Below are 18,469 nucleotides of genomic sequence, written 5' to 3' on the forward strand. Positions count from 1 at the left end.
GGCGTTGCCGCAGCCGGCCCGCCGCTCACTCCGGAGCGAGGACGGTGCCGATCCCCCGGGCCGTGAGGTGGCCGGGGTCGTCGGCGCGGTCGCCGGCGACGATGGCCACGGGCCCGGCCTGGCGCAGCCGGACCCATGCGGCGTGGAAGGCGCTGCCCGGCGCGACCTCGGCCCGGCGTCCGGGCTCGGTCCGCAGGTCGACGTCGCACCGCAGGGCGGGGCGCCGCGTCTCGGTACGGCCGCGGCGCTCGTCGATGATCGCGGCGAGCTCCTTGGCCGCCGGCTTGGGACGGTGGTCCACGGTGAACAGGCCCAGCTCGTACTCCCGCTCGGGGAAGTCGGAGAGGGAACGGTCCAGGTCGTGGGAGCACCACCAGGTGACACCCCACAGCGCGGGATTGACGGTCACCGCGTCGAGCGTGCGGCGGACGAACTCGGCGGTCCGGGCCTCGGGCACGTCGGGCCTGGGCACCCCGATCTCCTGCAGCCAGACGGGCCTGGCCGGGTCGAGCGAGGTGGCCGCGGCCAGCTCGACCAGGTAGTCGGCGTGCGAGACGGTGGCCGGGCCGAGCGGGCCGTCGATCGCGGAGACCCCGTTGAACACCCAGGAGTGCACCGTGGTCAGGTCGCCCAGGTCCACGTTGTCGGCGGGGTGGAACGGGTGCTCCGGGTCGTACCAGGTGGCGTCGTACAGGGAGTGGAGGGCGAGCAGGCCGGGCGCGGCCGAGCGCACGACGTCGATCAGCTCGGCGGCCCACGCCGTGGACGCCTCGGCGGTGGTGGCGTTGCTGGGGTAGAGGTTGTTGACCTCGTTGCCGAGCGTGACGGCGAACACGTTGCCGCGGGTGGCGACGGCGCGGGCGAGCCGGTCGGCGTACGCGGCGACGGCGTCGCGCGCCCCGCGGTCGGTGAACAGGCTGCGCCGGTGCCAGGTGAGCACCCAGGAGGGCAGGAAGTCGAAGCTGGACAGGTGCCCCTGGAGCAGGTCCACGGCGACGGACAGGCCGAACTCGGCCGCGACGTCGATCACCGCCAGCAGGTCCTCCACGCCGCGCTGCCGGACCAGCCCCGGATTGGGCTGGATCCACGGCCAGATCGGGAACACGCGCACGTGGTCCAGGCCGATCGAGGCCAGGTCCTCGAAGTCGCGGCGGACCGCGTCGAGCGACAGGTCGAGCCAGCTGTGGAACCAGCCGGCGGAGGGCACGTAGTTGGCGCCGTGGCGGATGGGATCGAGCAGGGGCACGCGTCCTCCGGGGGTCGTACGATCTCCCGGCGGAGCCTAAAGCGATTTAGTCGCCCTGCCAAGCCCCCGGGGCCGCGGTGCTCTCCCGGACGGTCAGCCGGGGGGTCTCGGTCTTGACGTCCTTGCGCTGCTCCGGATCGGCGATGACCTCCAGGATCACCTCGGCCAGCCGCTTGCCGAAGGCGAAGGTGTCGCGGGAGAGCGCGGTGATCGCGGGGTGCGTGATCCGCGTGAGCACCGAGTCGTCGAAGGCCACGATGGACAGGTCGTCGGGCACCTTCACCCCCATCTCGCCGGCCACCCCCAGCCCGGCCAGGGCCATCACGTCGCTGTCGTAGACGATGGCCGTGGGCCGGCGGGGCCGCGACAGCAGCGCGCGCGTCGCGGCGGCGCCCTCGGAGTCGCTGAAGTCGGTGTGCACCGACACCGCCTCCTCCAGGGCCAGCCGCCCCGCCCGGTCACGCAGCGCGCGGGCGCGCCGCTGGGTGTGCCGGAACGCCGGCAGGCCCGCGACGTGCGCGATCCTGCGGTGGCCGAGCGCGGCCAGGTAGTCCACGATCGACAACATGGCCTCCCGGTCGTCGGCCCAGACGCTCGACAGCGACCCGTGCTGGCCCGGTCCGCCCAGGACCACGGCGGGCACGCCCAGCTCCTCCAGCACCGCGATGCGCGGGTCGCGGACCATGAGGTCCACCATGACGAAACCGTCCACCCGGTGGGCGGAGGTCCACTCGCGGTAGATCTCCATCTCGGCCTCGGCGTCCTCCACGATCAGCAACTGCAGCGCGACGGCCTGGGCCGACAGCCCCGACTGCAGGCCGGACAGTAACTGGGCGAAGAACGGCTCCACGCCGAGGGCGCTGGCGGGCCGGGCGATGACCAGGCCCACCGCCTCCGCGCGCGCCCCGCCCAGGGCCCGCGCGGCGCTGTGCGGACGCCAGTTCATCTCCTTCGCGACCTGCAGGATTCGCGCGCGGGTGGCCTCTCCGACCCCCGGGCGGCCGTTGAGCGCGAAGGACACCGCGCCCTTGGAAACCCCGACCCGCTCGGCGATGTCGGTGATCGTCGGTCGGCGCACCACTGCTCCTTCACGAATTCGTCTCAGCTATTGACACACGAGTCTAGCCAGGTGAATAGTCCCGCAACTAGAGCGATTTAGTAACCAAGGAGAGCGCCATGCGTAGGTACTGGACGGGACCGGCGGTGGCAGCCGTCATGGTCGTCTCGGGCTGCGGCCTCGGCGGGTCCGGCGAGTCGGGAGCCGCCGCCCCGACCGCGGCGGCCACGGGAGAGGTGAAGGGCACTGTCAGCCTCCAGACGTGGGCACTGAAGCCCAAGTTCACCGCGTACGTCGAAGGCGTCATCGCCGCCTTCGAGAAGAAGTACCCCGGCACGAAGGTCGAATGGCTCGACCAGCCGGCGGACGCCTACTCCGAGAAGGTACTCAACCAGGCCGCCTCAGGAACACTCCCGGACGTCACCAACCTGCCGCCGGACTTCGCCAGGCCGCTGGTCCAGCAGGGCATGCTGCTCGACGTCGCCGCCGCCGACCCCGAGCTCGCCGACGAGTACGTCGCGGGCGGCATCGAGGCCTACACCTTCCGCGGCCACCCCGGCACGTACGGCTATCCCTGGTACCTCAACACCGACGTCAACTACTGGAACTCCGAGTTGATGAAGAAGAACGGCCTCGACCCGGCCAAGCCGCCGACGACGTTCGACGAGCTGGTCGAGCAGGCCAGGACCTTCAAGGAGAAGTCCGGCGGCAAGATCTACCTGATGAGCCGCCGCCCCGAGCTCGGCGACCTGGCCCAGGCGGGCGTGAAACTGATGTCCGACGACGGCAAGAGCTTCGTCTTCAACACCCCTGAGGCCGTCGCGGTGATCGACAAGTACCGGGCCGCCTTCAAGGAGGGCTTACTGCCACGCGACGTGCTGACCGACACCTACGCGGGCAACGCCAAGCTGTTCAACGAGGGCACCGTGGCCTGGACGACGGCCGGCGCCAACCACATCATCGCCGTCAAGACCGACAACCCCTCCCTCGCGCCCAAGGTCGTGCCCTCGACCGCGATGGGCACCCCGCCGCTGTACGTGCAGGGCCTGTCGGTGTCGAAGAAGAGCAAGAACCCGGCCGCGGCGATCGCGCTCGCCCGCTGGGTGACCAGCGCCGAGAACCAGGCGGCGTTCGCGCACGAGGTCAGCGTGTTCCCCAGCACCAAGGCCTCGGCCGGCGACCCGTTCTTCACCCAGAGCGACGGCACCAACGCCGGCGACGCCAAGGTCATCGCCTTCAAGTCGCTGGCCACGGCCAAGATGCTGCAGCCGGTCGAGGTGACCGACGCGATGAGCAAGTTCATCCGCCAGCAGATCGCCCTCGCGCTCAACGGCGAGGTCTCCGCCAAGGAGGCGCTGGACGCCGCGGTCGCCAAGTGCAACGAGCTGCTCAACCAGTGATCACCCCCGCGTTCCCCGCACAGGGCGCCCTCCGCCGCCGGCTCACCCCCTGGCTGCTGGTGGCGCCCGCCGCGCTGTGGCTGCTCGTCTTCAACGTCTGGCCCTCGCTGAACACGCTGGTGCTGGCCTTCACCAACGCCAAGCCGCTCAGCGGGGGGCACTTCACCGGACTGGCCAACTTCGGCCGCATGCTCGACGACGACCAGCTCGGCAACGCGCTGCTCAACAGCGTCGTCTTCATGCTGGTCTGCCTGCCGGTGCTCACCCTGCTGCCGCTGCTGCTGGCGATCCTGGTGGAGAAGAAGATCCCCGGCATCACGTTCTTCCGCACCGCCTTCTACACGCCGGTCGTCGCCTCCGCGGTCGTGGTCGCGCTGATCTGGAGCTGGCTGCTGAGCGACCGGGGCCTGATCAACGGGCTCATCCAGGCGCTGGGGGTGCTGCAGGGGCCGCTGCCGTTCCTGACCGACCGGTGGTTGCTGGTCCTCAGCGCCATCACCCTGACGGTGTGGAAGGGGCTGGGCTACTACATGATCATCTACCTGTCGGCGCTCGGCAACGTGCGGCGCGAACTGCACGAGGCCGCGGCCGTGGACGGGGCGGGGGCCGTACGCCGCTTCTGGAGCGTGACGGTGCCCGGCGTGCGCAACACGATGTTGCTGGTGTCGGTGCTGGTCTCGGTGTCGGCCCTGCGCGTGTTCTCCGAGCTGTTCGTGCTCTCCAACGGCACGGGCGGCCCGGGCGGGCGGGCGATGTCGCTGGTCATGCTGATCCAGATGTACAGCCGCGGCTTCTACGGGCACTTCGGCTACGCCTCGGCGCTGAGCATCCTGCTCTTCGTCATCACGATCGGCCCGATGCTCCTGCTGACCCGGCTCAACAGGAAGGCGGACTGACATGGCGGCCATGAAGGCCAGCGACGCGAGCGCGCGACCTGCCGCCGCGGTGGCCCGCCCGGGGCGGCACGGCCGCCGCCGGGGCCGGGGCGGCTTCGGCGCCACCAGGCCGGGTGAGCTGGCCTTGCGGTACGCGCTGCTGCTGCTCGTCCTGGCGATCACGATCCTGCCGTTCCTGTGGCAGTTGTCCACCTCGCTGAAGGGCCCGTACGAGGACGTCTTCGCACAGACCCCGAGCTTCGTCCCGCTCCAGCCGACGCTGGAGAACTACGCGCGCGTCGCGGACACCATCCCCGTGTGGACGTACGCGCTCAACTCGGTGATCGTGGCGGTCATCGTGGTGGGCGGCAACGCGGTCGGCGCGACGCTGGCCGGGTTCGCGCTGGCCCGGCTGGAGTTCCGGGGCGCCAAGCTGCTCCTGGTGCTGTTCCTGTCCACGCTCGTGCTGCCGGGCGAGGTGACGATCGTCTCCCAGTACGTCACCGTCCGCGGCATGGGCCTGGCCGACACGCTGCTGGGCGTGGCCCTGCCCGGCGCGATCGGCATGCTGAACGTGCTGCTGATGCGCACCGCCTTCCAGGCCATCCCCAAGGAGATGGACGAGGCGGCGGTCATCGACGGGGCGACCCCCTGGCAGCGGCTCATCCGGCTCGGGCTGCCGAACGTGCGCGGCATGCTGAGCGTGATCACGATCTTCGCGTTCATCGGCGCCTGGGACGACTTCCTGTGGCCGCTCATCGTGCTCAACGACCCGAAGAACTTCACGCTGACCGTCGGCCTGCAGTACCTCAACGGCACGTTCAGCGCCAACCCCCGTCTCATCGCCGCTGGGACAATGATCTCCTTCCTGCCCATCGTGCTCCTGTTCGCCTCGCTGCAGCGCTTCTTCTTCCGTGGCGTCGCCGAGGGCGCGATCAAGGGCTGAGCCGGTTCCGAGAACGAGGAGTCTCTCTCCATGCATGACGACCGCACACTGGTCGAAGCCCGTCTCAAGCGCGTGCTGGACGAACGTCTGCGCCCGGCCGTCCACCCCGAGTCCGTGCCGATGGACGTGCGCGTCTGGACCGCGCCGGACGAGCCCGTACCCGTCGCCGAAGGGCTCGCGGCCCCCACCGAGCCGATCGCGGTCGGCGCGGCGTGGGGCGCGCCGTGGGCGACGAGCTGGTTCACGGTGACCGGCACCGTCCCGCCCGCCTGGGCGGGCCGGACCGTCGAGGCGGTGCTCGACCTCGGCTTCGACGAGAACATGCCGGGCTTCCAGTGCGAGGGCCTGGTCTACCTGCCCGACGGCACGCCCGTGAAGGGGCTCAACCCGCGTAACCAGTGGGTGCGCGTCGGCGCGCCGGTGACCGGCGGCGAGCACGTCGAGCTGCGGATCGAGGCGGCCTCCAACCCGGTCGTGCTCGACTACAAGCCGTTCGTGCCCACCCTGCTCGGCGACAAGGAGACGGCGGGCAGCGAGCCGCAGTACCGGCTGGCGCGCATGGACCTGGCCGTGTTCGACGAGACGGTGTGGAACCTGATCCTCGACCTGGAGGTGGCCGGGGAGCTGATGCACGAGCTGCCCGCCGACAGCGGCCGCCGCGCGGAGCTGACCCGGGCGATCGACCGCGCCCTGGACGCGATCGACCTCCAGGACGTCAACGCCACCGCCGAGGCGGCCCGCGCCGAGCTGGCCGGCGTGCTGTCCTCGCCCGCCGTGCCCTCGGCGCACCGGATCAGCGCGGTCGGGCACGCCCACATCGACTCGGCCTGGCTCTGGCCGCTGCGCGAGACCGTCCGCAAGGTCGCCCGTACGGCCTCCAACATGACGGCGCTGCTGGCCGACGAGCCGGAGTTCGTGTTCGCGATGTCGCAGGCCCAGCAGTGGGCGTGGATCAAGGAGCACCGGCCCGAGGTGTGGGCCAAGGTGACCAGGGCCGTGGCGGCCGGGCGGTTCGTCCCGACCGGCGGCATGTGGGTGGAGTCCGACACGAACATGCCCGGCTCCGAGGCCATGGCCCGCCAGTTCGTGCACGGCAAACGCTTCTTCATCGACGAGTTCGGCGTCGACAACGAGGAGGTGTGGCTGCCGGACACGTTCGGCTTCGCGGCCGGGCTGCCGCAGATCATCAAGGCGGCGGGCTCGAAGCGGCTGCTCACGCAGAAGATCTCGTGGAGCCGGACGAACACGTTCCCGCACCACACGTTCCTGTGGGAGGGCATCGACGGGACGCGGGTGTTCACCCACTTCCCGCCGGTCGACACCTACAACTGCTCGATGAACGGCCGGGAGATCGCGCACGCGGCCCGCAACTTCAAGGACAAGGGCGTCGCCCGGCACTCGCTGGCCCCCACCGGGTGGGGCGACGGCGGCGGCGGCACCACCCGCGAGATGGTGGCCAAGGCCGCCCGGCTGCGCGACCTGGAGGGCTCGGCCACCGTCACCTGGGAGACCCCCGCCGGCTTCTTCGACAAGGCGGAAGCCGAGTACCCCAACCCGCCGGTCTGGGTGGGCGAGCTCTACCTGGAGCTGCACCGGGCCACGCTGACCAGCCAGGCCAAGACCAAGCAGGGCAACCGGCGCAGCGAGTCGCTGCTGCGCGAGGCCGAGCTGTGGGCTGCCACGGCCGCCGTACGGGCCGGCGCGCCCTACCCGTACGAGCAGCTGGACCGCATCTGGAAGACGGTGCTGCTGCACCAGTTCCACGACATCCTGCCCGGCTCGTCGATCGCCTGGGTGCACCGCGAGGCCAGGAACACCTACGCGGCGCTGGCCGAGGAGCTGACCGGCCTGATCGACGACGCCCAGCGGGCCCTGGCCGGAGACGGCTCCCACGAGCTGGTCTTCAACGCGGCCCCGCACGCCCGCAACGGCGTCCCGGCCGGCGGCGCGGCCCCGGCCGCACCGGGGGCCCCGACGAGCAGGGAGCCCCGCGAGGACGGCGGCTTCGTACTGGACAACGGCCTGCTCCGGGTCGAGGTGGACGGGCGCGGCCTGATCGTCTCCGCCTACGACCTGCGCGCCCGGCGCGAGACCCTGCCACCCGGCCAGGCCGCCAACCTGCTCCAGCTGCACCAGGACTTCCCCAACATGTGGGACGCCTGGGACGTGGACGAGTTCTACCGCAACACGGTCGTCGACCTCACCGCGGCCGACGAGGTGACGGCCGGCGAGCAGCCCGGCTCGGTCCGCGTCACCCGCTCGTTCGGCGGCTCGTCCGTCACGCAGGTGATCTCGCTGGACGGGCGGCGGGTCGACATCGCCACCGAGGTCGACTGGCACGAGACGGAGAAGTTCCTCAAACTGGCCTTCCCCCTCGACGTGCGCGCCGAGCGCTACGCCAGCGAGAGCCAGTACGGCCACGCCTACCGCGCCACCCACACCAACACGAGCTGGGAGGCGGCCAAGTTCGAGGCGTGCAACCACAAGTTCGTGCACCTGGAGGAGCCCGGCTGGGGCGTGGCCGTGGTCAACGACTCCACCTACGGCCACGACGTGACCCGGACCGTGCGCGAGGACGGCGGCACCACCACGACCCTGCGGGTGTCGCTGCTGCGCGCCCCCCGCTTCCCCGACCCCGAGACCGACCAGGGCAGGCACACCTTCCGGCACGCGCTGCTGCCCGGCGCGACGATCGGCGACGCGGTGCGCGAGGGCTGGTTCCTCAACCTGCCCGAGCGGGTGCTGTCCGGCGCCGCCGAGGTGACGCCGCTGGTCACGGTGGACGACGACGCGGTCGTGATCACCGCGGTCAAGCTGGCCGACGACGGCAGCGGCGACGTCGTGGTGCGCTTCCACGAGTCGCGCGGCGGCCGGGCGGCGGCCACGCTCACGGCCGGCTTCCCCGTCACCTCGGTGACCGTGACCGACCTGCTGGAGCGCCCGCTGGCCGAGCCCGAGCGGCCCGGCCGGTCGATCCCGGTGACGTTGCGGCCGTTCGAGCTGGTCACCCTGCGGCTCAGCCGCTGACCTTACGTTCCCGGTGAGGGGCACCCGTCCGGGTGCCCCTCACGTGCGTCCACGGGGGAGACGTCAGGGGGTGTAGACGGCGGAGCTCCCGTACAGCTTGTTGGTGAACGCCGAGATGTAGGAGGCGGTGTTCGCCGAGGTGAGGTTGTAGGTGAGGAAGACGCCGTACCCCTCGGTGACCGTACGGCGGGCGAGGTACGCGGCGGTGGACGAACTGGTGCCGGTGAACGACACGGCGGCCGGCGACAGGCGGGACTTGGAGGTCGGGCCGTTCGGCACGGACCAGGTGCCGTACCAGGGGTTCCAGGCGTAGTTGAAGGTGTTGGCGATGCTCACGCCGTTGTAGGACAGGCGATCGGCGGCCGGGCCGATGTCGTACAGCGTGATGAGCTTGTTCGGCAGCTTCTGGCGCAGGGCCTGGACCAGGTAGACGAAGGAGAAGGCGTTCGGCTGGCCGGTGCCGTTGTTGCCGTACTCGACGTACTCGTCGTCGAAGTCGATGCCGTCGAGCCCGTACGTCGTCACCACGTCGGCCAGTTCCTGGGCGAACGCGTCGGCGGCCTGCTGGGACGGGAAGTTCGCGAAGCCGGCGCCCTGGTGGTTGCCGAGGATGGACAGCAGGACCTTGATGCCCTTCTGCTGCAGCGGGCGGACCTCGGTCGCCACGTTGTCGAGCACCCGCTGCACGTTCTCGTTGCAGTGGAGGTAGGCCTTCGTGCCGTCGTAGTTGATGTTGGCGGCGAAGATGACCGCGATGTCGAACACCTGCGCGCCGCCTCTGGCGAGCGTGTACTTCGCGACGTTGGTCATGCTCTCGCTGTTGACCTCGATGTAGACCACCGAGAGCGGGCCGGTCTTGGCGGCCGCGCGGCGCTCGGCGTGTGCCGCCGTGGGTAACGCGGCGCCCACGGTGGTGGCGGCCAGCGCTGACAGCAGGGTCCTTCTCCGCATGAGCGGTGAACTCACGATCGGCTCCTCAGTGCATGGGGGATGATTTGCTATATCGGTTAAGTCCAGTCCACTCGTCCGGGCGAGGCTGTGTGGGGGCTGGAGATAAATCGGTATAGCGCCTCGATCATCGGCAGCCCGAGGCTCGCTGTCAAGGTGTCGCCGGCGCGGAAAGACGCCGCGGACGCCGGAGATTTCTGCGATGGTAATGTTCCGTATATCCAAATATTTAGATGTATGGAGCAGTGATGACGAAGGTGCTGATTGTCGGTGCCGGCGCACTGGGGCAGGTCTTCGGGGCGTGGCTGGCCGCGGGTGGGGCCCGGGTCAGCTATCTCGTGCGGCCGGGCCGGGAGGGCTGGGAAGGGGCTCCGCTGTACCGGCTCAGGAGGGGGCGGGCGCCGGTGACCGAGCGGATCACGCCGTACGAGGTGCGCAGCGAGCCGCCCCGCGAACAGTGGGACATGGTGTGGCTCTGCGTGGACTCGCCGGCGCTGCGCGGGGAGTGGACGGCCGCGCTGCGCGCGGTGACCGGCACCGCGACGGTGGTCACCATCGGCCAGGATCCGGGCGATCTGCGCACCCTCGCCGGTGTCTGGCCGCAGGAGCAGATCGTCCAGGTGGCCCCGACGCTGCTCGCCTACCACGCGCCGCTGGAGCGCGAGGTTCCCGCACCGGGGGTGGCGTACTGGGTTCCGCCCGGTGCGGCGACGGGCGTCACCGGAGCGCGCGCCCCGCAGGTCGTCGCCGCGCTTCGGGCCGGCGGCGTGCGGGCCAGGCGGGTGACGCGGGCCGGCGCGGGGGAGCTCACCGCCGCCCGGATGATCCCCTACATCGCCGAGCTGGAGTCCTCCGGCTGGCGGCTGCCCGCGTCGGCCACGCGGCTGCGGGACGCCGCCGCGGCCGTCCGGGAGGCCGTCGCGGTGGTCTCCGCCCAGCACGGGCTGCGCGCCCCCGTCACGCTTCCCTCCTGGGCCGTGGGACTGGCGTTGCGGGTACTGCCCTGGCTGCTCCCCTTCGACCTGCGTGCCTACCTGGAGACGCACTTCACGAAGGTGGGCGCGCAGACGCGACTGATGCTGGACGGCTGGATCGCCGAAGGCGCCGCCAGGGCGTTGCCGGTCGGCCGCCTGTCCGCCGTGCGCGACTCGTTGCCCGCATGAGCGGCCCGATCGAGGCCCGGGACGTGCTCGCGCTGTTCGCACGGACCCGGCCGCTGTTCACCGCCCTGGGGGACGAGCGCAGGCAGGAGATCGTCGTCCACCTCCTGGAGTCCGCGGCCCCCCGCAGCGTCGGTGACATCGCCGCGCACCTGGAGCTGTCCCAGCCCGCCACCTCCCACCACCTCAAGATCCTGCGCGACGCGGATCTGCTGACGGTACGGCGCAAGGGCACCCTGCGCCTGTACGACCTCAACGCCGACGCCTATCCGGAGCTCCTGACCCCCATGCGCGACCTCATCACGTTGATCATCTCCTGCGCCTCCGGCCTCGGCGAACAGCCGGGCGGCCACTAGCGGCCGGCAACCGCCCACGACCCGATCGCGCGCCTTCCCCGCCCCGGTCCGTCACATCGGGACCGGCTGTCCCGTCCTCGTGATGCTGTCCATCCAGCTGAGGAGATCTCCGTGACACACGGGCGACGGGTGAAGGAGCAGGGGCGATGAAGGTACTGCTGGCCGGGGCGACCGGCGCGATCGGGGTTCCGCTGCTGTCGGCGCTGGCCGCGTCGGGGCACGAGGTGGTCGCCGTCGTCCGCGATCCCGCCAAACGGCGGCTCGTCACCGATCGTGGCGCGGTCGCCGTCGTCGCCGACGTGCTCGACCGGGACGCGCTGCTGCGCGCGGTCGACGGGCACGCCGCCGACGTGGTCATGCATCAGGCCACGGCGCTGCGCGACGCCTCGCGCAGGCTGCGGCCCGACGACCCCACCATCGCCCTGCGCGACCGGGGGACCGCGCACCTGCTCGACGCCGCGCGGGCCGTCGGCGCGCGCCGGTTCGTCACCCAGTCGCTGATCACCGGGTACGGCTACCGCGACCACGGCGACCACGTGCTGACCGAGGACGACGAGTTCGGCGTGCGCGTCGGCACTGTCGCCGACCTGGTGACCGACTCCAGCGTGGCGACCGAGAGCCAGGTGTTCAACGCGGACGGCATCGAGGGCATCGCCCTGCGCTACGGCATGTTCTACGGCAGGAACGCCTTCAGCGACATGTTCGCCGACCTGATGCGCAGGCGGGCGCCGGTGCTGCCGCGCGGCAGGACGGGCACCACGTCCTTCGTCCACGTGGACGACGCCGCGGCGGCCGCGGTCGCGGCCATGGAACACGGCGGCGCGGGGCAGGCGTACAACATCGTGGACGACCGGCCGATGAGCTGGCGCGACTTCCTGACCGCGGTCGCCCGCGCGCACGGCACGCCGCGCCCCGTCGTGACGCCGAGATGGCTGATCAGGCTGGCCGTGCCGTACCTGGGCTGCCTGCTGATCGACACCACGATGCGGGTCTCGCACGCCAAGGCCACCCGCGACCTGGGCTGGACCCCGGTGCACCGGAGCGTGCCCGACGGGCTGAAGGCGCGTTGAGAACCCGCCCGGCCGAGCGGTGTCACACGCCGCCGTCGGTGTTCGTCCTCTCACCAGAGCAGGCACAGGAAAAGGACACGACATGATGAACGGCTACAGCGGGCCGGCCAGGATCTTCGTCCAGGTGGCCGTGGTGGTCGGCGCGCTGACGATGCTGGTCTTCGGCGTGTGGATGCGCATCGACCCGGCGGGCTTCGCGGTCTTCGCCCGATTCCCCGATCACGTGCACTTCCTGCACGACGCCGGGGTCTTCCAGATCGGCATCGGGCTGATGATGCTGAGCGCGCTGGTGTGGCGCGACGTGCTGTCGGTCGTGCTGGTCGGGTTCTTCGTAGCCAACACGCTGCACGCGGTGAACCACGCGGCCGACCTGGACCTCGGCGGCAGCCCGGACAACTGGTGGCAGCTCGGTCTCGTCTCGCTGCTGACCCTGGCCGGCCTCGTGGTGCACCGCAGACAACTCGGCCGCCGATCACGGGCCCACGGGTAGTCGTACGCCTGCCCGGCCCGTCCCCGGTCGAGGGCCGCCGCCGGTGCGCCGCGCGCTCAGGCCGGAGGCCCGTCGTCGACGCCCGCGAGGTCAAGGCGGCGGGCTCTCGTCCAGGGGGTCGTCCTCCGCACCCTCGTCGTACGGCTCGTGTTCCGCACCCTCGTCAGGCGGCGCGTCCCGTTCCAGCACGGCGCCGCTGGGCCCGATCCCGACCCGCCAGCCCGGCGGCCACACGTGCCCGCCGTCCGGGTGCCGCACCCGTGCTCCCGCCAGCCAGACGTGAGTGCCCCGTGTTCCCGCGAACATGGCGTCGCCGATGAAGGTCGCCCCGTTGAAACGAGCGTCGCCGGAGAAGGTCACCCTGCCGAACCAGACGTCGCCGGCCAGGTGATCGCGGGCACGGCCATCGCCGCCGCGGCCGAGGGCGCGATGAAACGCTGACCCGGCCCGCCGGGAAGTCCCGATAGTTTGCGGCAAACCGCGACATGACATGAAGGAGCGCTCATCGTGACACCCGAGACGGTTCCGGCGACCGGCCACAGTGACTGGGAGGCCGCGCTGGCCGGCGCCTTCGCGATACTGCTGGGCGGGAAGCCGGCCGTGGACCCCGCTGCCGGGTACGGCGTGTACTACGCCTCGGACCCCTTCGACGAGTTCCTGTTCCCCAACCCCTGGGCCACCCCCGAAGCGCTGTCCGACCGGAAGGCCAGGCACCTGCCGGATTCGGACGGTGAGTACCCCTTCTCTCCTTGGACCTGGCGGTTCGACCTGAGCGAGTCGCTGTTCCGGTTCGACGCCGAACTCGTGGCGGGAACGGGGGCATGGGGTGACGGCGGACACAAGGGCCCGCGGCCGTTCGGCGACGCCTTCGTCGCCGACCTGCGGGCCGTCTCCTGGGTCGATGAGGCCGACGGCGTGCTGGTGCGCGGCGCGCAGCTGGGGCCGCTGCTGGGCCGTCATGGCGTCGACCTGGCCGACCAGGAGGCCAAGAAGCTGAACGGCTGGCTGACGGTGTTGCTGCGCGTCGCCACCGACGGCACTCTGGCCGATGCGATGCGGGCCGCCACGTTCACCGAACGTGGCCCCGGACACCTGGTGTCGATCTCCGACATGGGACGCGCCCGCTCCGCCGGCGAGCCCTGGGAAGAGAGGCTGGGCGCGGTCACGCATCCCGAGCTGCGCGACCACCTGCGCATGCTCTGCCTCAGCGAGGACGACGCGCGCAGCGAGGGCGGCTTCTACCGCGGCACCGGCCACTGGCCGTGGTCCGATGTCCTGGAAACGGCCGGCTGCTCCGTCGTCGCAGGCTGGGGGTTCGGCGAGGCGCAGGCCGGTGCCGCCGTCGTGCGGTTGCCGGATGAGCCGGGAACGCGCTGAGCAGGCCGCGTCCCACCCGACCGTGCGGCCCCGAAAGGGGCGCACGGCTCATCCGAGCCGTTTCTCCTTGCGAGGTGTCACGCCGGTCTGTTGCGTTTTGTGCCAGATTTCGGCAGGTCGGTAACCAAGGCCGATAATGAGAGGGGATCACGGGAAATAGGTTGATCTGCTGAGGAGACCGATGAACGAGCGAATCCTGCCGTTACCCGCCATACTGCGCGCCGCGCGAACCGTCATGTGCATTCAAGTGGTCCTGATGGCCCTGCCTCTCATCATCATGCTGACGGGCCTCGTAGAGCGGGCACTCGTCGGGCTCCTGCTGATCCCCATCCTGGTCAATGTCGTGATCGGCGTGGCCATCGGCCTGGTCGTGGCCAGGATGAGGTCGCGCCAGCCGTGGGTCCGCTGGACGGGGGTGGCCGTCGAGGTGATCCTGGCGTTCAGCCAGCTCTGGGGACTGATCAGCGGACCGAGCATCCCGGGCTTCGTCGGCCTCGCTCTGGCCGTGAGCGTGATCTACTGCCTCCTGTCGCCGCCCTCGACCGCCTGGTTCAAGCCCGCGGCTCCGGCGGCAGCGGCCCGCTGACCCGCTGCCGGCCTCCCACGCCTACGGGAGACCGCCTCGTCCCGGAGCTCACCCGACGGGCCTGCCGCGCCCGGGGACGCCGGGCCGTACGAGGCCCTGAACGACGACGGGCACCCCTTCCGAGCCCAGCGCCGGCTACACGCCGGGGCTGACCTCCCCATGACGCCTCAGGAGCCCTCACGATGACAGCCACGCCTCTGCTCGACCTGCACCGCTCGCTCGACCGCCGCATGCGTCCCGAAGACGTCGCGGACCTGATCTCGCTCGCCCTCGACGGCTCGCTCTCCTCACCGGAACGACTCGCCCTCGACCGGGCGGCAACGCACTCCTCCCGGCGCCGTGGCTACGTGACCTCCATGACGGAGGAGTTCGCGCGGCCGCGTGGCGGCGGGCAGCAGCTCGCCGCGGTGGCACGGCTGTTCGCTCACACGGAGTGGACGGCGAGGAACGCCGACGACCCTGTGTCGTTGGCGGAGGTGGCGCAGCTCGCAGGGCAGGAGATCGGGTGGAGCCCGGACCGGGCCGACTTCAGGCACGACCGGCTCAACCGGGCGGCCCGGCGGGAAGGTGGCATCGACCTGCCCAAGCGGCAGTACAACCGGAGGTTCCGCGCGCTCGGACGTCTGTCGGCCAAGGCCGCCAAGCTCGGTGACGGCCAGGAGTTGCGGCGGCTGGTGCTGGTCGGCCGCAGCGGCTTCGCCGCCGGCATCCCCCGGGACGGGTTCATGGCGGACACGGACGCTGCCTGCTTCGTGGCCTACTTCACCGCGCGCCGCAACGTGCGCCGCCAGTTCAGCCTGTACGGCAAGGAGAACCCGTTCGACGACGTCGCGCAGATGCTTCTGGCGCGCTGCGAGAAGAACCCGGACACCGACTGGGCGATGATCGCGGTCGTCTACGCCAAGCCGTCCATCCTCGCCCGGCTGTCCGACGCCGAACGAGGGGAGATGCTGGGCGCCTGGTACGCGGTGATGCGGCAGTGCGCGGAGCGGCTGGAGAAGGTGTGGTCGGTCCGTCCGCTCGACCGGGAGTCGATGGTGGTGCGCCGCGGCGACGACTCCTCCACCTGGAACACCGTCGCTCAGGCGTACAACGCCGCCCGCGCCGGCTGGCTGGCCGGCCTCCAGTCGATGGACGCCCTGCCGCTGCTGGACGCGGCCTGTCCCGGCAAGGTGATGCGGCTCATGGCCGCGGACCTGGCCTGGTGGCACCAGGGGACCGGCGGCGACCTGGACCCGAACACGAAGGTGTGGGCGGCGCTGCCGCCGCCGTGGGAGGTGCTGTCCGGGCGGGTGACGTGCACCCGCGCGGATGTGGAACGGGCGTGCGGGGAAGCGGGCCTTGACCCGGCGGAGAGCGGTTGGACCGCCAGTCCCGCCAAGCACCGGGTGGTGCGGTTCAACCCGACGCCTGAGCTGGTGCACGGGGTGACGATCGCCGATCCGGTGTGGGCGTCGCTGCTGCGCCGGGCCGGGGTGTTCAGCGGCAGGCGGATCAAGCCCGACATGGCCGATGACGCCGCTCACGGCCTGGCCGCCGGCGTGGTCGTGTCGGTTCTCCCGTCGCGCCCGAAGCCGGGTGGCGAGCAAGGGCCCTGATACGCGATAATCGGAAGATTCTCGCTGTAGCTCAGTGGTAGAGCGCCCGGCTCTTCAGCCCGGGTGGACGCTGGTTCGAGCCCAGTCAGCGAGACGACCTGGACTGCCAGCGCGAGCGCGTCCAGCAGACCGTGGCTCGGCGCGCCCCGCACATCAGGCTGCCGGATCGCTGCCGTACCGACGGTCGGGGATGGCGGGCTTGATACCGAGCCGCATCTCGCCGTCCTCCCCCCAGGAGCAACGAGTCGGGTGCCGGCCGGCACCCGTTCCAGACGTGGTCAGCAGCTGTCACGATCACCTGCCCATGCTGACAGCCCTGACCGCCGAAGGATCATCGCCGAGACGAGCGGCTCCGCAGTGACCCGGCGACGATCCGCGACCGCTGGGACGCAGGAGCGCGGGCAGGTGATCGGAGGGAAGGACCCGGAGTGAGAGGTTGTACGAGGAGGCCGAAGACGCGCGGAAGCGGGGAACGTCGGCATCGAGCGACGGGCGTCGGAACACGGCCAAGCGCTCGTGCTTCCCCAGCGCTGTGGGGTGTCTCTAGCCGAACTTGACGAAGGTCGGGAAGGGCGGGGTGAAGGTCTCGAAGTTGCGGGAGCCGACGAATCCGGCGAAGACGGTGCAGTTGCTGTCGGTGTACATGGTGGCGTCGGCGTCGGTGTCGTTGTGGGCGTCGCGGGCGCCGCCGGAGACCGGCAGGCAGGCGCCGTTGGGCGTCGGGATGTTGAGGGTGGTCTCCCGTCCGTTGCTGGCCCGGGTGTAGAAGAACGTGCCGGTGGCGGCGTGGGCGGGGACGGGGAGCGAGACCGCGACCAGCGTGGTGGCCAGGGCGCTCAGAGCGAAGGCGGGAAGACGTGTCATGCCTTCAGTTTATACGTAGAGTAAATAAGTGACAACTCTGAGTAACGGGAAGTTTCGGTACTCCCGCGCGAGAGGCGACACGCGCGAGCCGCCCCTTTCGGGGCCGTTCATGACTCCTGTCATGTGCAGCCGATGACAGCCGGGACTGACCGCGAAACCGCGTTTGGATCATGATTACGCCATGAACATCCGGACGCTTGGAAAGAACGCCTCGGCCATCGCCCTGACCGCCGGAATGGTGCTGGCGGCCAGTCCGGCCCAGGCCGCCCCGGCGCGGGAGACCGGGCTCGACCGGCAGGCGCTGCGGCAGTCGCTGGACGCCGTGCACGAGGCCGGCATGTACGGCATCTACTCGACCGTCCGCGACGGTGAGCGCAGCTGGCGGGGCGCCTCCGGCGTGGCCGACGTCGCCTCGAGACGCCCCGTGCGCCCCGGCATGCTGCACCGGGTCGGCAGCATCACCAAGACGTTCACCGCGGTGGCCCTGCTCCAGCAGGTGGCCCGCGGCGCCGTCGAGCTGGACGCCCCCATCGCCCGCTACCTGCCCGACGTGGTGCCGGGCGAGCGCGGCCAGAAGATCACCGTGCGGATGTTGCTCAACCACACGAGCCACATCGCCGACCACGTGGGCCCGGCCTTCCCCTCGCTGCTCCAGGGCACGTTCGAGAGCCTGGACGACAACCGATTCCGCACCTTCTCCCGCCGGGAGCTGGTCGAGCTGGGCCTGGCCGCCATGCCCACCGGCGAGCCGGGCGCCACGCCGGGGATCTACTCCAACACCAACTACCTGATCGCCGGCCTGCTCCTGGAGAAGGTGACGGGCGAGAACGCCGAGCGGTACATCACCCGCAACGTCATCCGCAAGGCGGGCCTGCGGCACACGTCCTTCCCGCGTACGCCGGTCATCCCCGGCCCGCACTCCAAGGCGTACGAGTCGATGTTCGGCTTCATCGACCCGCCCAAGGACTACAGCGTCTACAACATGTCGTGGATCACCACGGCGGGCGCCGTCGTGTCCACGATGGAGGACCTCAACCAGTTCTACCGGGTGCTGCTGCGCGGTGGGCTGATCGGCCCCGCCGAGCTGGCCGAGATGCAGAGGACGGTGCCCGTGGCCGGCGTGTCAGGGGCCTACGGCCTCGGCATCTACGCCACCGACCTGCCGTGCGGACGGTTCTGGGGGCACAGCGGCGGCGTCTTCGGCATGGCCACCGACTCCTACACCAGCCCGGACGGCGCCCGCCAGCTCTCCATGGGCGTCAACCGCACGAAGTACCAGAGCCTGGACGAGAACGGCAACATCGTGATCAGCCCCATCGACTACGCCACCGTCGACTACCTGCTGCTGGGGCTCTGCGGTCAGAGCCCGGCGCGCACGAAGGCGGCGCAGCCGGAGATCGTCCCGTTCGCCGTGGACCGGCTGCTCTCCGTCAAGCGCTAGCGTCACGTCGCTCGGCACGGCCCACGCC

At 70.9% G+C, this 18,469-nt stretch carries 17 protein-coding genes and 1 tRNA gene; 13 read left to right on the forward strand and 5 right to left on the reverse strand.

All coding sequences use genetic code 11. From position 1 onward, the window contains the following. Positions 1 to 25: 25 nt before the first annotated feature. Entirely contained in the window at positions 26 to 1,246 is a 1,221-nt protein-coding gene (locus ABZ444_RS18725; protein WP_357998002.1) for a glycosyl hydrolase, read from the reverse strand. Positions 1,247 to 1,292: 46 nt separating this feature from the next. Beyond that, complete coding sequence (locus ABZ444_RS18730; protein WP_357998005.1) at positions 1,293 to 2,324, reverse strand: LacI family DNA-binding transcriptional regulator; 1,032 nt, start codon at positions 2,322 to 2,324, stop codon at positions 1,293 to 1,295. Between the two features lie 98 nt (positions 2,325 to 2,422). On the opposite strand from ABZ444_RS18730, the gene ABZ444_RS18735 reads away from it, so the two are divergent. From ABZ444_RS18735 to ABZ444_RS18750, 4 genes are read left to right on the forward strand one after another with little or no spacing between them, the layout of a single operon-like run. Beyond that, a complete protein-coding gene (locus ABZ444_RS18735) occupies positions 2,423 to 3,703 on the forward strand; it encodes a sugar ABC transporter substrate-binding protein (protein WP_357998008.1) in 1,281 nt (426 codons plus the stop codon). Continuing rightward, positions 3,700 to 4,599, forward strand: coding sequence for a sugar ABC transporter permease (locus ABZ444_RS18740; RefSeq protein ID WP_357998011.1), 900 nt, complete (start codon positions 3,700 to 3,702; stop codon positions 4,597 to 4,599). The genes ABZ444_RS18735 and ABZ444_RS18740 overlap by 4 nt, the downstream gene beginning before the upstream one ends. A 10-nt stretch (positions 4,600 to 4,609) precedes the next feature. After that, the gene (locus ABZ444_RS18745; protein WP_357998014.1) at positions 4,610 to 5,524 is read left to right on the forward strand and encodes a carbohydrate ABC transporter permease; all 915 of its coding nucleotides are present in this window, start codon (positions 4,610 to 4,612) and stop codon (positions 5,522 to 5,524) included. Positions 5,525 to 5,554: 30 nt separating this feature from the next. Then, positions 5,555 to 8,551, forward strand: coding sequence for a glycoside hydrolase family 38 C-terminal domain-containing protein (locus tag ABZ444_RS18750; RefSeq protein ID WP_357998017.1), 2,997 nt, complete (start codon positions 5,555 to 5,557; stop codon positions 8,549 to 8,551). 63 nt (positions 8,552 to 8,614) lie between these two features. On the opposite strand, the gene ABZ444_RS18755 is transcribed toward ABZ444_RS18750, so the two are convergent. Next, complete coding sequence (locus tag ABZ444_RS18755; RefSeq protein ID WP_357998020.1) at positions 8,615 to 9,517, reverse strand: endo-beta-N-acetylglucosaminidase H; 903 nt, start codon at positions 9,515 to 9,517, stop codon at positions 8,615 to 8,617. A 230-nt stretch (positions 9,518 to 9,747) separates the two neighbouring features. On the opposite strand from ABZ444_RS18755, the gene ABZ444_RS18760 reads away from it, so the two are divergent. From ABZ444_RS18760 to ABZ444_RS18775, 4 genes are all read left to right on the forward strand, one after another. After that, a complete protein-coding gene (locus ABZ444_RS18760; RefSeq protein ID WP_357998023.1) occupies positions 9,748 to 10,662 on the forward strand; it encodes a 2-dehydropantoate 2-reductase N-terminal domain-containing protein in 915 nt (304 codons plus the stop codon). Further along, positions 10,659 to 11,015, forward strand: a complete 357-nt coding sequence (locus ABZ444_RS18765; protein ID WP_357998026.1) for a metalloregulator ArsR/SmtB family transcription factor — start codon at positions 10,659 to 10,661, stop codon at positions 11,013 to 11,015. The genes ABZ444_RS18760 and ABZ444_RS18765 overlap by 4 nt, the downstream gene beginning before the upstream one ends. A 146-nt stretch (positions 11,016 to 11,161) precedes the next feature. Continuing rightward, positions 11,162 to 12,085, forward strand: coding sequence for an NAD(P)-dependent oxidoreductase (locus ABZ444_RS18770; protein WP_357998029.1), 924 nt, complete (start codon positions 11,162 to 11,164; stop codon positions 12,083 to 12,085). A gap of 82 nt (positions 12,086 to 12,167) precedes the next feature. After that, positions 12,168 to 12,575 carry a hypothetical protein gene (locus ABZ444_RS18775; RefSeq protein ID WP_357998032.1) on the forward strand — a complete coding sequence of 136 codons (408 nt, stop codon included), beginning with the start codon at positions 12,168 to 12,170 and terminating at the stop codon, positions 12,573 to 12,575. A gap of 90 nt (positions 12,576 to 12,665) precedes the next feature. Here the strand turns inward: ABZ444_RS18775 and ABZ444_RS18780 are convergent, their stop codons facing one another. After that, entirely contained in the window at positions 12,666 to 13,067 is a 402-nt protein-coding gene (locus ABZ444_RS18780) for a pentapeptide repeat-containing protein (RefSeq protein ID WP_357998035.1), read from the reverse strand. A gap of 15 nt (positions 13,068 to 13,082) precedes the next feature. Here ABZ444_RS18780 and ABZ444_RS18785 point away from each other — a divergent pair, with 15 nt between their 5' ends. The 4 genes from ABZ444_RS18785 (at position 13,083) to ABZ444_RS18800 (ending at position 16,230) form a co-directional block, all read left to right on the forward strand. Next, on the forward strand, positions 13,083 to 13,952 hold the full coding sequence (locus ABZ444_RS18785; RefSeq protein WP_357998038.1) for a hypothetical protein: 870 nt from the start codon (positions 13,083 to 13,085) through the stop codon (positions 13,950 to 13,952). 256 nt (positions 13,953 to 14,208) lie between these two features. Further along, positions 14,209 to 14,538 carry a hypothetical protein gene (locus ABZ444_RS18790; RefSeq protein ID WP_357998041.1) on the forward strand — a complete coding sequence of 110 codons (330 nt, stop codon included), beginning with the start codon at positions 14,209 to 14,211 and terminating at the stop codon, positions 14,536 to 14,538. Between the two features lie 182 nt (positions 14,539 to 14,720). After that, positions 14,721 to 16,136, forward strand: coding sequence for a hypothetical protein (locus ABZ444_RS18795; RefSeq protein WP_357998044.1), 1,416 nt, complete (start codon positions 14,721 to 14,723; stop codon positions 16,134 to 16,136). Between the two features lie 20 nt (positions 16,137 to 16,156). After that, positions 16,157 to 16,230 (forward strand) — tRNA-OTHER (locus ABZ444_RS18800). Positions 16,231 to 16,679: 449 nt separating this feature from the next. Here the strand turns inward: ABZ444_RS18800 and ABZ444_RS18805 are convergent. Next, positions 16,680 to 17,000, reverse strand: a complete 321-nt coding sequence (locus ABZ444_RS18805; RefSeq protein WP_357998047.1) for a hypothetical protein — start codon at positions 16,998 to 17,000, stop codon at positions 16,680 to 16,682. 181 nt (positions 17,001 to 17,181) lie between these two features. Here ABZ444_RS18805 and ABZ444_RS18810 point away from each other — a divergent pair, with 181 nt between their 5' ends. After that, positions 17,182 to 18,441 carry a serine hydrolase domain-containing protein gene (locus ABZ444_RS18810; RefSeq protein WP_357998050.1) on the forward strand — a complete coding sequence of 420 codons (1,260 nt, stop codon included), beginning with the start codon at positions 17,182 to 17,184 and terminating at the stop codon, positions 18,439 to 18,441. The last annotated feature ends 28 nt before the right edge of the window (positions 18,442 to 18,469 follow it).

Source organism: Nonomuraea sp. NPDC005730 (assembly GCF_040630865.1).
Lineage (GTDB): Bacteria > Actinomycetota > Actinomycetes > Streptosporangiales > Streptosporangiaceae > Nonomuraea.

Coding starts and splice junctions, on each gene's coding strand:
- ABZ444_RS18750 (WP_357998017.1), top strand. CDS start 5,555: ATGCATGACGACCGCACACTGGTCGAAGCCCGTCTCAAGCGCGTGCTG.
- ABZ444_RS18735 (WP_357998008.1), top strand. CDS start 2,423: ATGCGTAGGTACTGGACGGGACCGGCGGTGGCAGCCGTCATGGTCGTC.
- ABZ444_RS18805 (WP_357998047.1), bottom strand. CDS start 17,000: ATGACACGTCTTCCCGCCTTCGCTCTGAGCGCCCTGGCCACCACGCTG.
- ABZ444_RS18765 (WP_357998026.1), top strand. CDS start 10,659: ATGAGCGGCCCGATCGAGGCCCGGGACGTGCTCGCGCTGTTCGCACGG.
- ABZ444_RS18770 (WP_357998029.1), top strand. CDS start 11,162: ATGAAGGTACTGCTGGCCGGGGCGACCGGCGCGATCGGGGTTCCGCTG.
- ABZ444_RS18780 (WP_357998035.1), bottom strand. CDS start 13,067: ATGTCATGTCGCGGTTTGCCGCAAACTATCGGGACTTCCCGGCGGGCC.
- ABZ444_RS18745 (WP_357998014.1), top strand. CDS start 4,610: ATGAAGGCCAGCGACGCGAGCGCGCGACCTGCCGCCGCGGTGGCCCGC.
- ABZ444_RS18790 (WP_357998041.1), top strand. CDS start 14,209: ATGGCCCTGCCTCTCATCATCATGCTGACGGGCCTCGTAGAGCGGGCA.
- ABZ444_RS18760 (WP_357998023.1), top strand. CDS start 9,748: ATGACGAAGGTGCTGATTGTCGGTGCCGGCGCACTGGGGCAGGTCTTC.
- ABZ444_RS18775 (WP_357998032.1), top strand. CDS start 12,168: ATGATGAACGGCTACAGCGGGCCGGCCAGGATCTTCGTCCAGGTGGCC.
- ABZ444_RS18795 (WP_357998044.1), top strand. CDS start 14,721: ATGACAGCCACGCCTCTGCTCGACCTGCACCGCTCGCTCGACCGCCGC.
- ABZ444_RS18810 (WP_357998050.1), top strand. CDS start 17,182: ATGAACATCCGGACGCTTGGAAAGAACGCCTCGGCCATCGCCCTGACC.